This window comes from Duganella aceris (assembly GCF_011090165.1).
Lineage (GTDB): Bacteria > Pseudomonadota > Gammaproteobacteria > Burkholderiales > Burkholderiaceae_D > Rugamonas > Rugamonas aceris.
This window is the reverse complement of record NZ_JAADJT010000002.1, coordinates 539060-554184: the sequence shown is the minus strand read 5'-3', so window position 1 is coordinate 554184 and position 15125 is coordinate 539060. Positions and strand designations below refer to the sequence as shown.

General features: G+C 64.7%; 13 protein-coding genes. 8 read left to right on the top strand and 5 right to left on the bottom strand.

Annotated features, from left to right (window positions below):
* The first annotated feature begins 30 nt into the window (after positions 1-30).
* The 3 genes from GW587_RS07045 to GW587_RS07035 all read left to right on the top strand — a co-directional run bounded on the left by GW587_RS07045 (position 31) and on the right by GW587_RS07035 (position 2582).
* On the top strand, positions 31-675 hold the full coding sequence (locus tag GW587_RS07045) for a class I SAM-dependent rRNA methyltransferase (RefSeq protein WP_166100333.1): 645 nt from the start codon (positions 31-33) through the stop codon (positions 673-675).
* A 75-nt stretch (positions 676-750) separates the two neighbouring features.
* On the top strand, positions 751-1869 hold the full coding sequence (locus tag GW587_RS07040; RefSeq protein WP_166100330.1) for a type IV pilus twitching motility protein PilT: 1119 nt from the start codon (positions 751-753) through the stop codon (positions 1867-1869).
* Positions 1866-2582 carry a YjjG family noncanonical pyrimidine nucleotidase gene (locus GW587_RS07035; protein ID WP_229259319.1) on the top strand — a complete coding sequence of 239 codons (717 nt, stop codon included), beginning with the start codon at positions 1866-1868 and terminating at the stop codon, positions 2580-2582. The genes GW587_RS07040 and GW587_RS07035 overlap by 4 nt, the downstream gene beginning before the upstream one ends.
* A gap of 48 nt (positions 2583-2630) precedes the next feature.
* Here GW587_RS07035 and GW587_RS07030 read toward each other — a convergent pair whose 3' ends face one another.
* The 4 genes from GW587_RS07030 to GW587_RS07015 form a co-directional block, all read right to left on the bottom strand.
* Positions 2631-3905 (bottom strand): c-type cytochrome, encoded by a 1275-nt coding sequence (locus GW587_RS07030; protein ID WP_166100329.1) that lies wholly within the window; start codon positions 3903-3905, stop codon positions 2631-2633.
* A 12-nt stretch (positions 3906-3917) separates the two neighbouring features.
* The gene (locus GW587_RS07025) at positions 3918-4640 is read right to left on the bottom strand and encodes a c-type cytochrome (RefSeq protein ID WP_166100327.1); all 723 of its coding nucleotides are present in this window, start codon (positions 4638-4640) and stop codon (positions 3918-3920) included.
* 69 nt (positions 4641-4709) lie between these two features.
* Complete coding sequence (locus tag GW587_RS07020; RefSeq protein ID WP_166100507.1) at positions 4710-5288, bottom strand: 3'-5' exonuclease; 579 nt, start codon at positions 5286-5288, stop codon at positions 4710-4712.
* An 88-nt stretch (positions 5289-5376) separates the two neighbouring features.
* Entirely contained in the window at positions 5377-5847 is a 471-nt protein-coding gene (locus GW587_RS07015; RefSeq protein ID WP_166100325.1) for a ProQ/FINO family protein, read from the bottom strand.
* Between the two features lie 406 nt (positions 5848-6253).
* Between GW587_RS07015 and rpoD the strand changes: the two genes are divergently transcribed.
* The 5 genes from rpoD (at position 6254) to GW587_RS06990 (ending at position 12035) form a co-directional block, all read left to right on the top strand.
* Positions 6254-8758, top strand: coding sequence for an RNA polymerase sigma factor RpoD (gene rpoD, locus GW587_RS07010; protein WP_166100323.1), 2505 nt, complete (start codon positions 6254-6256; stop codon positions 8756-8758).
* A gap of 218 nt (positions 8759-8976) precedes the next feature.
* The gene (locus GW587_RS07005; RefSeq protein ID WP_166100321.1) at positions 8977-9714 is read left to right on the top strand and encodes a PEPxxWA-CTERM sorting domain-containing protein; all 738 of its coding nucleotides are present in this window, start codon (positions 8977-8979) and stop codon (positions 9712-9714) included.
* 27 nt (positions 9715-9741) lie between these two features.
* Entirely contained in the window at positions 9742-10572 is an 831-nt protein-coding gene (locus GW587_RS07000; RefSeq protein WP_166100319.1) for a sterol desaturase family protein, read from the top strand.
* Between the two features lie 96 nt (positions 10573-10668).
* Positions 10669-11337 carry a cupin domain-containing protein gene (locus GW587_RS06995; protein ID WP_166100317.1) on the top strand — a complete coding sequence of 223 codons (669 nt, stop codon included), beginning with the start codon at positions 10669-10671 and terminating at the stop codon, positions 11335-11337.
* The gene (locus GW587_RS06990) at positions 11334-12035 is read left to right on the top strand and encodes a hypothetical protein (RefSeq protein ID WP_166100314.1); all 702 of its coding nucleotides are present in this window, start codon (positions 11334-11336) and stop codon (positions 12033-12035) included. Before GW587_RS06995 ends, GW587_RS06990 begins: the two co-directional genes overlap by 4 nt.
* Positions 12036-12195: 160 nt before the next feature.
* On the opposite strand, the gene ppc is transcribed toward GW587_RS06990, so the two are convergent.
* On the bottom strand, positions 12196-15021 hold the full coding sequence (gene ppc, locus GW587_RS06985; RefSeq protein WP_166100312.1) for a phosphoenolpyruvate carboxylase: 2826 nt from the start codon (positions 15019-15021) through the stop codon (positions 12196-12198).
* Between the last annotated feature and the right edge of the window lie 104 nt (positions 15022-15125).

Genomic DNA, 15125 nt, shown 5'->3' with positions numbered 1-15125 from the left:
ATGCGGGCTACAACGACCTACTGGAATCACATGCTTATCATCACCATCAAACAGGGCAAGGAAAAGAGCCTGCTGGCCGGCGACCCCCTGATCTACGCCTCGGCGATCGACAAGGTCGACGGCAAGCCGCAGGAAAAGAACAAGCCCGGCGCCACCGCCATCGTGCAGACCTCGTCGCGCCAGTTCATCGGCCGCGCCGCCTACAACGCCAAGTCGCAAATCAGCGCCCGCATCTGGACCTACAAGGAAGACGAGCCGATCGACCACGCCATGATGAAGCGCCGCGTCAAGGCCGCCGTGGCCAAGCGCGCCGCCAGCGTGCGCGCGGCCGGCCCGAACGACCTGGTGCCGGTGGTGCGCGGCGACGAGGACGGCCTGTCCGGCCTGCTGGTCGACAGCTGGGGTGGCGTGCAGGGTTATCTGATCTGCCAGTTCCAGTCGGCCGGCGTCGACGCCTGGAAGATCCCGATCGTGCAGGCACTGCTGGCCGAGACCGGCTGCCCCAACGTCTACGAACGCTGCGACGACCTGATCCGCAAAGGCGAGGGCCTGCCGGTGTTCTACCGCCCTCTGGCCGGCGAGGAACCGCCGGATCACGTGGTGGTCACGGAAGGAAAACAACGCTTCAGCATGGACTTGCGCACCGGCTTCAAATACCCCAAGGTCCGCAGCTGAAATAGTTTCGACGATGCAATTTTTCTCTTATAATCGACCGAGGAGTCACACCGAGCCACGGAGAGCAGAGTACAGATGGAAAATTACCAGTCGTCGCAAATACGCACCCTGAGCTATATCGAGAACGAAGACCACCCGGTCTTCGGCACGCTCGTCGAGCAGATCCTGCACCTGCTGAATTCCAAGCTGATCTTCAGCGACATCCTGATTCATCAGAACAGCCCGCTGATGCTGCGCCAGCCGAAGGGCTTGGTGGCGGTCACCGATTCGCCGATCACGCGCGAGGAGTTGCAGGAGTTTTTCGAGGTGGTCGAGCCGAACTGGGCCGAGCGGATCCAGGACCGCGCCTTCGACCGCGCGGTCGACCTGCACACCGCCCGCATCCGCGCCAACTGCTTCACCTTCCAGGGCAAGAAGCGGCTCGGCTGCGTGATCCGCCGCTTTCCGAAGGAACCGCTGGCGCTGGCCAAGCTGGGGTTGCGCCAGCACGAGCAGAACTTCGCCAAGCTCACCAGCGGCCTGGTGCTGATCATCGGCGACACCTGCCAAGGCAAGTCGACCACGATCGCCTCGATGCTGGACGAGATCAACAAGCATCGCTCCGGCCACATCATCACGATCGAGGATCCGGTCGAGACGCTGATCCCGCAGCGCCAATGCGTGATCACCCAGCGCGAGGTCGGCTTCGACGGCGACGTCGAGAGCTTCTACCTGGGCGCGCTGGACGCGCTGCGCGAGCGGCCGGACGTGATCGTCATCGGCGAGATCCGCGACGCGCAGACGGCGCAGGAAGCGCTGGCGCTGGCCGAATCCGGTCCGCTGGTGCTGGCCTCGCTGCACGCGCGCTCGACCGAGCTCGGGCTGCAAAAGATGCTGCGGCTGCTGGGCAACAGCGAAGCGCAGGCCCAGGCGCTGGCGCACGCCTTGCGCGGCGTGCTGTGCCAGGCGCTGCTGCCGTCGCTGCAGGGCGAGCGCTACTATCTGGCCACCGAGTGCCTGACCAGCCATCCCGACGTGACCGCGATGATCGCCGGCGGCCAGGTGTCGTCGCTGCGGTCGTGGATGGAGAACAAGCCGGGCGAGGGCTGCCACACGATGAACGCCTCGCTGCGCGCGCTGCTGGCCGACGGCAAGATCGCCATCGAAGACGCGCGCAACGCCACCACCGACCGCATCGGCTTCGCGGAGCAATGATGCTGGCCAAGTACAAGCTGTTCCTGCTGGATCTGGACGATACGCTGTTGGACTTCAAGGCGTCCGAAAAACTGTCGTTCGTGCGGACCATGCGGACGCTGGGTTTCCTTGGCGAGGTGGAGGGGATTTTCCTGCAATACCAGGCGATCAACGTGGTGTTGTGGCGCGCCTTCGAAACCGGCAGCGTCAGCAAGGATTTCCTGAAGGTGGAGCGCTTCCGCAAGACCTTCGCCGCCAACGAGATCGCGCTCGATGCCGAGGCCGCCAGCAGTCTGTACCTGGAGTCGCTGCCGGACACGGTGGTGCTGCTCGATGGTGCGATGGCGCTGTGCGAAGCGCTGGCGGCGCGCGGCAAGGTCGGCATCATCACCAACGGCGTCGAAGCGATCCAGAAGCGGCGCATCGCCAGCTCGGGGCTGGCGCCGTACATTTCCTTCGTCGCCACATCCGAAGCGTGCGGCCACGCCAAGCCCGACGTCCGCTTCTTCGACTATGCGATGCGGATGGCCGGCGACTACGCCAAGGACGAAACGATCATCATCGGCGACCGGCTGGACGCCGACATCCTCGGCGCCAACCGCTACGGCATCGACAGCTGCTGGTTCAATCCCGACCGCCTGCCCAACGACTCCACCGCGATCCCGACCTACGAGGCCGCCAGCCTCCACAGCATCGGTGTCAGTGCCGACATTCGGACACGAGCTGAGCCGTAACGGCAGCTACGGCTCAACTCGTGTCCGAATGTCGGCACTGACACCGGTCTAATCCAGCGGGATGGCGCGGTAGCGGTTGACGTCGTTGCCGGTCACCGGCGGGGCGTTGTTGCCCCAGGCGCTGCGCAGGTAGGACACCACTTGCGCCACCTCGATGTCGCTCAGCGTGTGGCTGAACGGCGGCATGCTGTACGGACGCGGATTGCCCGCCGTGCCTGGCGCGAAGCCGCCGTTGAGCACGATGCGGATCGGGTTCACCGCCTGCTCCATCGTCAACGCCCGGTTGCCCGCCAGCGGCGGATAGCCCGGCGGCAGGCCGGCGCCGCCGGCGCCGTGGCAATCGACGCAGTGCTTGTCGTACAGCTTGGCCCCGGCCGCGAGGAAGGCCACCGCTTCCGGCGCCTTCTCCCGTTCATAATCCGACTTGCCGCCTTCGCTCGGCAGCGCTTTCAGGTAGACCGCCATCGCGTTGATGTCGGCATCGCTCAGATATTGCAGGCTTTCCCGCACCACCTCGGCCATCGGCCCGAACACCGTCGCGCGCGGCGAGACGCCGGTCTTCAACAGTTGCGCGATGTGCGGCTGCAGCCATTCGCCCAGTCCCGCCTCGGCGTTGGCGTTCAACGACGGCGCGTACCAGCCCAGCACCGGGATCAGGCCGCCCGACAAGCCTTCGCCGTCGCTCGCGCCCAACTGGTTGCGGGCGCTGTGGCAGGCGCTGCAATGCCCCAGTCCCTGCACCAGGTAGGCGCCCCGGTTCCAGTCCACCGACTGCTTGCTGTCTTCGCGGAACACCGCCGGCTTGAAGTACAGCGCGCGCCACGCCGCCAGCATGAATTGCTGGTTGTACGGGAAGCGCAGTTGGTGCGGCAGGTTGGCCTGCCGCACCGCCGGCACCGACTGGAAGTAGGCGTACAGCGCGTCGGCGTCGTCGCGCGTGATGCGGGTGTAATTGGTGTAGGGGAACGCCGGATACAGCAGCCGGCCATCCCGCGATTTGCCGTTGTGCAGCGCGCGCCAGAATTCGTCCGCACTCCAGCCGCCGATGCCGGTGTCGCGGTCGGAGGTGATGTTCGGCGAGACCACGCTGCCGAACGGCGTTTGCAGCGCGCGGCCGCCGGCGTATTGCTGGCCGCCGCGCGTGGTGTGGCAAGCCATGCAGTCGCCGGCCTTGGCCAGGTAGGCGCCGCGGGCGATCTTCTGTTCCGGCGCCAGCGTGGCGGTGACGCTCGGCGCCGGGCCGACATCGTCGCCGGTCCAGAACAGGTTGCCGATGACAGCCAACGCCAGCAGCGCGATAACGATATAAATAGTTTTTTTCATGAACGCCACCCCTTATTGTGCCGGTACGCTGCCGCAAGCCATCGGCAGCGGCAGGGCGATACTGGAGGCGGCGCCGGGCCGGGCGGCGGCGTCCGGCGGTTGCTTGCTGAGCCAGCCGGAGACGGCGGCCACGTCGGCCGCCGACAGGCGCGCGGCGATGTCGGCCATGCAGTCGGGCGCGGCGGCGCGGCGGGTCTGGTTCTTCCACGCGCCGAACTGGGCGTTGATGTAGTCGCTGGGCAGGCCGACCAGGCCGGGTATGGCGGGTTCGACGCCGGTCAGCGCGGCGCCGTGGCAGGCCACGCAGGCTGGGATGTGCCTGGCCGCGTCGCCTTGCTTGACCAGCGCTTCGCCGCGCGCCAGCGATTCCGTGGTGGCGCTGGCGCCGCTGCCGGCCTGCGGCGGCGGGTAGGGCGGATGCTGGGCGGCGAAGTAGTCGGCGATCTCGCGCAGGTAGGCGTCCGGCAGGTGATCGACCATATAGGTCATCATCGGATAGTGGCGGCGGCCATCGCGGAAGTTGCGCAGCTGGTTGTACAGGTAGCCGGCCGGCTTGCCGGCGATGCGCGGGAAGAAGGCGTCGCCGCGCTCCTTGACCGAATGGCAGGCCAGGCAGGCGGCGACGCGCTGCTCCAGGGTGTCAGGCAAAGTGGCTGGCGCGGCGGCGCTGGCGCCGAGGCAGACACCGGCCAGCAGCAGGGCGGCGTGCAGGCGGGCGGCGGAAAAAGTGGGCATGCTGTTCCTCTGTCAGGCGGTTCCGCAAGGATATACCTGTGTTGCCAAAAAAGACAGAGGCCAAATGGGCTATTCGACCTTGGGCGGACGCGGCAATTTGACCGGCCGCAGCGGCGGCAACTTGCCGCCCTCGGCGATCCAGTGACGGTAGACGCGCAGCGCGACCTGGGCGTCGTCGGCCGCATACAGGATCTGCTTGTCGTTCAGGCGCGGCAGCGCCCAGTTGGTGGTGGAGATCTTTTTGGACTTCTGCAGCTTGCGGCCAAAGAACTTGGCGACGGCGGTCTTGGCGCCGAGGTCGTTGCGTTGGCCGGGCGTGCGCAGCGCCACCGACAGGTCGACCACGCCGGCGGCGCGCAGCCCCAGCTTGGCGTGCAGGCGCTTGACGTCGTCGGCCAGGCCGAAGCCGATCTTCAGCGGCGCCGCGGGCTCCAGGATCGCCTGCAGCACGGCCAGCGTCTGCGGATCGGTGCGGGCGCCGATCTGGAACAGATACGCCTTGTCGTCGGTCGAGAATTGGATCAGATGCGGGCCGGTCGAGGTTTCACCTTTGGTGAAGGTCGGCTTCGATTCGGTATCGAAGCCGATGGCGTCGACCCCCAGCAGCGCGTCGCGCGCGGCGACGGCTTGCTCCGGCGTCACCACCATCTGCACGTCGGCGATGCGGATGCCGTCGTAGGGCGGCAGCTCCGCTTCCGTTTCGGGGCGCTGGTTAGCCGGACGCGGGCTATCCAACTCAGCCCTTGCGCGAGAACTTCGCGGTCAGCTGGTTCAGCTTGTCGGCGCGCACGCGCGCCGCCTCTTCGGCGGCGGCCGCGTCGCGTTCGGCTTTCTTGCGCTCGGCTTCTTTCTTGAAGCGGTCCTGCAGCACCTGCGTCGCGTGGGCGCGGTGGGTGTCGGTCACTTCGGCGCCGGCGGTGCCGTCCAGATCGTGACGCAGCTTGGCTTTTTCCATGACTTTCAGGTAGCGCAGCGAGCCGGTGTGGATGCCGAGCGCGGTGCGCATGGTCTTACGGTCCAGTTCGGGCATCACGGCGAGAATCTGTTTGTCGATACCGATCGACAAAGGCAGGAAATCGCGGAACGCGGGGAATTGGGTTTGCAGTTGTTTCAGCAGGCTGCGCGGGGTCAGGGCGGCAGGCGCCGGAGCGGCGGCCGTGGTTGCTGGCTCGGTCGCCGCAGGCTGTGGGGTGAGGCTAGTGTTCATCGACTTCGTAGGTTAAGCAAGAGGCGCCAGCATATCATGCGGACCACCGGAATGCAGTGCATTTTAGGCTATCGTGTCGGTTTGCTCACGGCTCCCGCCGACGGGGTGGATGCGTTCGCGGATCAAAACGTGTATAATGCACGACGCACCAGAGCAAGACGGTGCGGTTCAGTTTGGTACAGGATGCGATTCGGACGGTCTGACAAGGGTACTAGCCCTTCAACTTTGCCTTCTCCTCATTCTTCCCTGAATAAGAGAAACAAGCCCGTGGTGGAAACGGGCTTTTTTTATTCCGCAGTTAATCGTCAGCGAATTTACAACATTTCCAATCCAAGCGCACCTTCGCGGTCGGCGCGGGGTTCGCTATTTTGTAATTTCCGACGATACAAGCATTGAGAGATTTTTAATGACAAAAACGCCGAAAACTTTAACGTTGTCCGTCAAGAAGCCTGCCGCCCGCGCCAGTACCGCGCAATTGGTGGTGCCAAAGACGACTTTATCTTATGTGATCGATAATGCGCAAGAGGCAGCGAGCAAAGTAACGGTGGTCAAGAAGAAAACCCGCTTGAGCGCCGCCGCCGAAGCGGCCCAGGCCGACGTGCTGGCGGCCGAGGCCGAGGCGGGCGACGGCGCGGTCAAGACCGTCAAGGTCGCGCGCAAGAGCGCCGCCGCAGCCGCTGTCGCGTCCGGCGACGCCGAAGCGTCGGTGCCGACCGTGGTGGTCAAGGCCGCGCCGAAATCCAAACTGGTCAAGGCCAAGGTTGAACCGGCGCCGGCGGTCATCGTCACCGCCGGTCCGGTGGTCAGCCAGGTCACCGACGCCGCCACGCTGGCGTCGATCGACACCTCCGGCTACCTGCTGCCGAGCGTCAAGGTGCCGGGCCGCCGCGGCCGCAAGCCGTCCGAATTCACGCCGGAAAACGACGAAGTCGCGGCGCTGAACGCGGTCGAGCGCGCCGAACTGAAGGCGGTGTCGAAGGCGCGCGAGCGCAAGGCCAAGGGCGGCGCCGCCGACCTGCTGGGCGTCGATCCGAAAAGCTCGGCCGAAGACCTGGAGCGTCGCCGCAACCAGATCAAGAACCTGATCAACATGGGCAAGGAGCGCGGCTTCCTGACCTATGCCGAGATCAACGACCAGCTGCCGGAAAACATCGTCGACCCGGAAGCGATCGAAGGCATCATCGCGACCTTCAACGACATGGGCATCGCCATCTACGAGCGCGCCCCGGAAGCCGATTCGTTGTTGCTGACCGACAGCGTCGCCACCGTCACCTCGGACGACGAAGTGGAAGCGGCCGCCGCGACCGCGTTGTCGACCGTCGATTCCGACTTCGGCCGCACCACCGACCCGGTCCGCATGTACATGCGTGAAATGGGCGCCGTGGCGCTGCTGACGCGCGAAGGCGAGATCGAAATCGCCAAACGCATCGAAGGCGGCCTGAAGGACATGATCCAGGCGATCTCGGCCTGCCCGACCACGATTTCCGAAATCGTCGCGCTGGCCAAGAAAATCGAAGCCGACGAACTGAAGGTGGATGAAGTGGTGGACGGCTTCGTCGACCTGAACGAGACCAGCAGCGCCCCGGCCGCCGCCGCCGCGCCGGCCGCCGCGTCGGAAGACGACGAGGAAGAGGAAGAAGAGATCGAGGAAGAGGACGGCGACGCCAACGGCGGCGCGGCCGGCTTCTCGACCGAGCAACTGGCGCAGCTGAAAAAAGCCGCGCTGGAGAAGTTCGACGTGATCTCGACCCAGTTCGAAAAAATGCGCAAGGCCACCGGCGGCTACGGCTCCAAGGCCTATGTGGCCGCGCAGGAAACCATTTCCGCCGAGCTGCTGGGCATCCGCTTCACCGCCAAGGTGGTCGAGAAGCTGTGCGACACGCTGCGCGGCCAAATGGAGGAAGTGCGCCACATCGAGCGCGCCGTGCTGGAGCTGTGCGTGAACAAATGCGGCATGCCGCGCGCCCACTTCATCAAGGTGTTCCCGGGCAACGAGACGGATCTGGACTGGGTCGACGGCGAAGTCGACAGCGCGTATCCGTACAGCGCCATCCTGGGCCGCAACGTGCCGGCGGTGAAAGAGCTGCAAAAGAAAATGATCGACCTGCAAGCCCGCGTCGCCTTGCCGCTGGCCGACCTGCGCAAGATCAACAAGCAGATGGCCGCCGGCGAAAAACGCGCGCGCCAGGCCAAGCGTGAGATGACGGTCGCCAACTTGCGTCTGGTGATTTCGATCGCCAAGAAGTACATCAACCGTGGCCTGCAGTTCCTGGATCTGATCCAGGAAGGCAATATCGGTCTGCTGAAGGCGGTCGACAAGTTCGAATACCGTCGCGGCTACAAGTTCTCGACCTACGCCACCTGGTGGATCCGCCAGGCGATCACCCGTTCGATCGCCGACATGGCCCGCACCATCCGCGTGCCGGTGCACATGATCGAGACGATCAACAAGATGAACCGCATCTCGCGTCAGATCATGCAGGAAACCGGCAGCGAGCCGGACCTGGCGACCTTGGCGGTCAAGATGGAAATGCCGGAAAACAAAGTCCGCGAAATCATGAAGATCGCCAAAGAGCCGATCTCGATGGAAACGCCGATGGGCGAGGACGGCGATTCACAACTGGGCGACTTCATCGAAGACAACACCACGCTGGCGCCGCTGGACGCCGCGCTGCACGCCTCGATGCGCAACGTCATCAAGGAAGTGCTGGACTCGCTGACCCCGCGCGAAGCCAAGGTGCTGCGCATGCGCTACGGCGTGGAAATGTCGAACGACCACACGCTGGAAGAAGTGGGCAAGCAGTTCGACGTGACCCGCGAGCGTATCCGTCAGATCGAAGCCAAGGCCATGAGCAAGCTGCGCCAGCCGTCTCGCTCGGACAAGCTGAAGACCTTCCTGACGCAAAACTAAGCGTCGGCGAAGCAAAGAGAAGGGAGGCGAAAGCCTCCCTTTTTTTCTATTTGCCAACAAGTGAGAATCTGATAGAATAGCTTTTGAGTAATTTATTTTTCTAAATTACAACTATTGCATTCAGAAATATCGCTCGACACGCCTCATCGTCGAACCCGCGTCGGCCCAACAATCGCTGGCGGCTACCCAAACTACCTGTTATTTATCGGAGTCTTGCCATGCGCATTAAATCTATTCTGCTGTCCATTTCCGCCGTCGCCGCCCTGAGCGCGGGCATGGCCCATGCAGCCACCAACCTAGTGGTCAACGGCGATTTCAGCCAGACCACCAACGGCAACAACAAAGAACTGAAGACCGCGAAACAGGTCAACGACAAGCGCACCATGCTGACCGGCTGGACCAGCATCGATAGCGACAAGAACGCCGGCTTCAACTTTGTGCTGGACAGCTCGATCGCCAACACCAAAGCGTCGGTCAAATGGATGAAGAGCGATATCTCCGGCTCGCTTGGCAGCGGCAACGTGTTCGCCTCCGATTCCCAGTATCACCCTGGCACGCTGTCGCAGACCATCACCGGCCTGACGGACGACAGCCTGTACACGTTGACGTTCAGCTACGCGCTGGCGCAGCAAGTCGGATTCACCGGCGCCAACTACGACAACTACTGGCAGGTCGGCTTCGGCGACACCACCCAGAACACCAGCCTGCTGACCATCGATAACGGCGGCTTCAGCGGCTGGAAAACCGCGACCATGACCTTCGCCGCCAGCGGCACCAGCCAAGTGCTGTCGTTCCTGGCCAAGGGCACCGCGCCCGGCGCGCCGCCGTTCCTGCTGCTGGACAACGTCTCGCTGACGGCGGCGGTTCCCGAGCCATCAACCTGGGCCATGATGCTGGGCGGGTTCGGCCTGGTCGGCTTCCTGGCGCGCCGCCGTCGCGCGGCCACGCCGGCCTAAGTCCCGCGTCAGCGACTGGACGGCGCGATGTCGGCCCCGCTCGGCGAATTCGCCGCCACCGCGCTGCGCCTGTGTGTCTGGCTGGTGCTGTTGACGGCGGTGTTCGTTCCGCTGGAGCGCTGGTTCGGCGCGCCGCGCGCGAAACGGACGCGGCGCGAGCGGCTGCACGACCTGGCGTATTACGTCATCAGCAGCATGGTGCCGATCGTGTTGCTCAGCGCGCCGACGGCGCTGCTGGCGGTGGCCGCCCAGCACATCGTGCCGGCTGCGCTCACCGGCGCGATCCAGGCGATGCCGACGGCGGCCCGGATCGCGCTGGTGTTCGTGGTCGGCGAGATCGGCTTCTATTGGGGGCACCGGCTCAGCCATGAGTTGCCGGTGCTGTGGCGCTTCCATGCGCTGCACCACAGCACCGAGCAGTTGAGTTTCCTCGCCAACACCCGCACCCATCCGGTCGACATGGTCGTGACGCGGCTGTTCGGCTTGATCCCGTTATATTTGCTGGGCCTGGCTGGCCCGAGCATGGCCGGCAGCGCCGCGCCAGCCTTGCTGCTGGTGGTGGGCATGGCTTGGGGTTTCTTCATCCACGCCAACCTGCGCTGGCGCCTGGGTCCGCTGGAATGGCTGGTGGCGACGCCCGCCTTCCACCACTGGCATCACAGCCGCCACGACCACATCAACCGCAACTACGCCTCGACGCTGCCGGTGCTCGACCGCCTGTTCGGCAGCCACTACCTGCCGCGCCACTGGCCGGCCGAGTACGGCACCGACACCCCCCAAGCCGACAGTCTGGGCGGCCAACTGCTCGATCCGCTGTTGCCCGCCAAGAAGGCCGAGCGCCAGGGCAGCGGCCTCTGACGCTTGGGCGTGGATTGCATGTTGCATCATTATTAAAAAAATACTATCCTCAATGCTATGCGGCCGGTCGAGCTGCTCCACGCGACCGGAGGTGCCATGCTTGCGTTTCGTCTTGCTTTGGTGGCGAGCATTTTCGTCGCCGCCAGCTCCGCCGCGATGGCCCAGGCGACGTCAAGGTCTTGCGACGCCGACAGCCTGAGCGACGAGCGGCCAGGTCCCGCCTGCCTCATTGCGCGCCGCGACCTGGGAGATCTCGGCGGCCAACCCGTGTATTGGGGCTTGTACACCTATCCCACGATGCAAGCGGCGCGGCAGGACAGCGCAAGCGGCGGCGAGGTGATCGCAGCGTTTGGAAAAATATGGTTGTTCACCGTCGGCGCCAAATCCGCCCGCGCCTTACATGGCGAGCATGTCGCCGAGGTTGGTCCCGTTTCCGTCAGCAACAATACAGCCTATGCAGCGGAGTTTCTGAAGTCAACCTTCAGCCCCGGCATGACTGCGCCGATCCACGTGCACTCAGGACCGGAAGCGTTCTACGCCGTCAGCGGCGAGACCTGCCTTGAGACGCCCGACGGCGTGCAAGTCGGACGCGGCGCGGGAAACAGCCTGATCGTGCAGGGCGGTCCGCCAATGCTGCTCATGGCATTGGGACATGAGCCGCGAAAGGGATTCGCAATGATCCTGCACGACGCAGCCCTTCCTCCAACCACGCTGGTGCATGACTGGACCCCGAAGGGTCTGTGTCAGGCGGAGATGCCAAAATGAATGCACGTTCGAAAGAAACCCGGATCTTCCTGCTGGCCCATCTCTTCCTGTTGTCCGTGGTGCTGATCGGTTTTGGGCGGACGTTCTATTTGCGCCACCTGTTTATCGCGCGCCCGCTGCCGTTGGTGCTGTTATTGCATGGGATTGCTTTAACCGCATGGTACGGATTGGTGGCGCTGCAAGGCGCGATGGTGCTGAAAGGCGCGCGCGAGTGGCATGGCAGGATCGCGTGGCTGGCCGCTCCGGTCATCGTCTGCGTGATCTACAGCGGGATACAGGTCAACTGGAATGTGGCGCGGCAAATCACATCGGCCGGCGATCCCGAGAACATGTTCGTCTGGGGGAACTTCATGAGCCTGGCGTCGTTCGCGATTCTCGTCGGCGCGGGCGTCAAACTGCGGCATCGATTTATGGCGCACCACAGGATGATCTTCTTCGCCTCGTTGGCGATCGTCGGGCCGGCCTTCGCGCGTTTCGCGTTCTGGCCGGTTGTCGGACTGGGCGTTGGCGCCGCGCCGCTGTTCGCGATCGCAGGGATGCTGGCCCTGGTGGCGCTGGCCATCGGCTATGACGTCGCCGTATTCCGGCGCGTGCAGGCGGCGACGCTGGGTGGACTCGCAGGTGTCATCGTGCCGCTGGTCGCCGGTACGGCGGTCGCCATTTCCGGTGTGGGCTACGCGCTGCTGCATGGTGCGTAAAACTCGGTGGGATAATTTCGGATACCAGTCGGCGCCGCACCCTGGCAACTCCGGGGTCAGAGCTAAAAACTGGACATGAGCTCGTGTCCAGTTTTTAGCTCTGACCCCGGAGTTTGGGACATCGGGGGCGGCGCGGTCGATGCGCTAGTTCACCTTGGCGTTAGCCTGTGTTGCGCAGCCCGGCGGCGACGCCGTTGATCGACAGGTGGATGCCGCGGTGTACCCGCTCGTCCACCTTGCCAGGCTCAGTCGCCACCGAACGGTGCCGCTTGATCAGCTCCACTTGCAAGTGGTTCAGCGGGTCCAGATAGGCGAAGCGGTTCTGGATCGAGCGCGCCAGCAGCGGATTGCCGGCCAGCCGTTCGGTGGCGCCGGTGATGCTCTCCAGGATCGTCAGCGTGTTCGCGTGCTCTTCGGTGATGCGCTTGAAGATGCGTTCGCGCAGTTCCTTGTCCTGCACCAGCTCGGCATAACGCGAGGCGATCGCCAGGTCGGTCTTGGCCAGCACCATGTCCATGTTCGACAGCAGCGTGGCGAAGAACGGCCATTGCTTGCACATCGCTTGCAGCTGCGTCAGGCGCTCGGCCTGGTCGCCGTCGGCCACCCATGAGCCGATCGCGCTGCCGAAGCCGTACCAGCCCGGCAGCAGCAGGCGGCATTGGCCCCACGAGAAGCCCCATGGAATCGCGCGCAGGTCTTCGATGCGCTTGGTCGATTTGCGCGAGGCCGGACGCGAACCCAAATTCAGCTCGGCGATCTCGGCGATCGGCGTGGCGGCGAAGAAGTAGTCGGTGAAGCCCGGGGTCTCGTACACCAGGTTGCGGTAGGCCTTGTAGGCGCGGTCCGAGATGTCGGCCATGATGGCTTCGAACTGGCGCAGCTGCGCCTGGTGCGCGGCGTCCTCCGGCTGCGGCATCAGGCTCGCTTCCAGCGTGGCGGCGACCAGCAGCTCCAGGTTGCGCCGGCCGATGTCCTTGTTGGAGAACTTGGAGGCGATGATCTCGCCCTGTTCGGTCAGGCGGATCTGGCCGTTGACGGTGCCGTGCGGCTGCGCCAGGATCGCTTCGTACGACGGTCCGCCGCCGCGACCCACCGTGCCGCCCCGGCCGTGGAACAGGCGCAGCTTGACGCCGGCCTTTTCAAACACGGTGACCAGGTGGGTTTCGGCCTTGTACAGTTCCCAGGTCGAGGTCAGGAAGCCGCCGTCCTTGTTGGAGTCCGAATAGCCCAGCATCACTTCCTGGATCTGGCCCTGCTTGGCGATCAACTGCTTGACCAGCGGGATCGCCATCACCGCTTCCATGATGCCGGCCGCGCGCTGCAGGTCGGGGATGGTTTCGAACAGCGGGATCACCATCAGGTCCAATTCAGCCTCGGCGATGCGCAGCAGGCCCATTTCCTTTTGCAGCAGCAGCACTTCCAGCAGGTCGGACACTTCTTCGGTGTGCGAGATGATGTAATTGCGGATGGCGCGCGCGCCGTAGCGGGCGCGGATGCCGCGCGCGGCGCTGAGCACGCCCAGTTCCGACACCGTCTCGGCCGAGTAGGCGATGTACGGCGAGTACAGCAGGCGCGGCTGCGCCAGCTCGCTCAGCAGCAGCGCCACCTTGGCGTCCTCGTCCAGCGACGAGTAGTCGGCCTGGCCGCCGGCCTTGTTGAACAGCTCGGCCAGCACGCGCTCGTGGATGTCCGACGACTGCCGCATGTCCAGCGAGGCCAGGTGGAAGCCGAAGATGTCGGCCGCGCGCTTCAGCGTCGACAGCCGTGGATGGATCAGCGCCGCGCCGTGGTTGGCGCTCAGCGAGTCGATCAATATTTGCAGGTCGGCGGCGAATTCGGCGGCGCCGGCGTACGGTTCGGCGTGGCCGACTTCCTTGCGCAGGATGTTGGTCGCGCCCAGCGCGCGCGCGGTGCTGGCCAGCCGCGCGTAGACGCCGATCAGGGCGCGGCGGTACGGTTCGTCGGCGCGGTGGTCGGAGGTGTCCGGCGACTGGTCGGCCAGCGCCTGCAATGCCGTGCTGCACTTGACCATCAGGGTCGAGACCGACAACTCGGCGCCCAGCGTGTGCGCTTCCTCCAGGTAGAAGTCGAGGATGGTGGTGGCCTGGCGCGTCAGCGCGTGCTGCATGGTGCCGCCGTTGACGTTCGGATTGCCGTCGCGGTCGCCGCCGATCCAGCTGCCCATCTGCACGTACGGCGCGTCGATCTGCGTGACGGCGCCGTCGCCGTAGTGGGCGGCGATGTCGGTTTCGATGTCGTCATACAAGCCCGGCAGCTCGCGCAGGAAGGTGATGCGGTAGTAGGACAGCGCGTTTTCGATCTCGTCGGCCACCGTCAGCTTGGAGTAGCGCAGCATGCGGGTCTGCCACAGCGTGGCGATGCGCGCGCGCAGCAGGTGCATATTCGCCGCCTGTTCCTTCGGCGTCAGCGGCAGGTCGCGCTCGGCCAGCAGGCGGGCGATGTCGTGCTCGGCGTCGAGGATGGATTTGCGCTGCACTTCGGTCGGGTGCGCGGTCAGCACCGGCGCGATCAGCGCCTGCTGGAAGAATTCGCCGACGGTCTCCTGGCTGACGCCGGCTTCCTTCAGCTTGCACAGTGCGAAGCTGACGCTGCCTTGTTGCGGGTTCGAGCCGGCCAGCAAATGGGCGCGGCGGCGGCGGATGTGATGCTGGTCTTCGGCGATGTTGGCCAGGTGCGAGAAGTACGAGAACGCACGCACCACCGAAATGGTTTGCTCGCGGGTCAGGATCTTCAGCATGCCGTCCAGCTCCTTGGCGGCGCCGGCGTCGGCTTCGCGGCGGAAGCGCACCGCCGTCTGGCGGATGGTTTCGACCACGGCGTAGACTTCCTCGCCCTCCTGGTCGCGCAGCACGTCGCCCAGCAGGCGGCCTAGCAGGCGGATATCCTCTTTTAGCGGGGCATCCTTGTCGATGCCGGTGGGTTGGTCAGCCGTTTGATCGTTCGTTGCACTAGATTGTTTTGCCATGGAGATAACCACAAAGGGTGAAATGTCGGTGCAAAGGCTTGTAGCCCGGTTCTGCAAGAAGGTGAGCGTGATAAAATTTGTGATCTTAAACACGCGCGATTTAC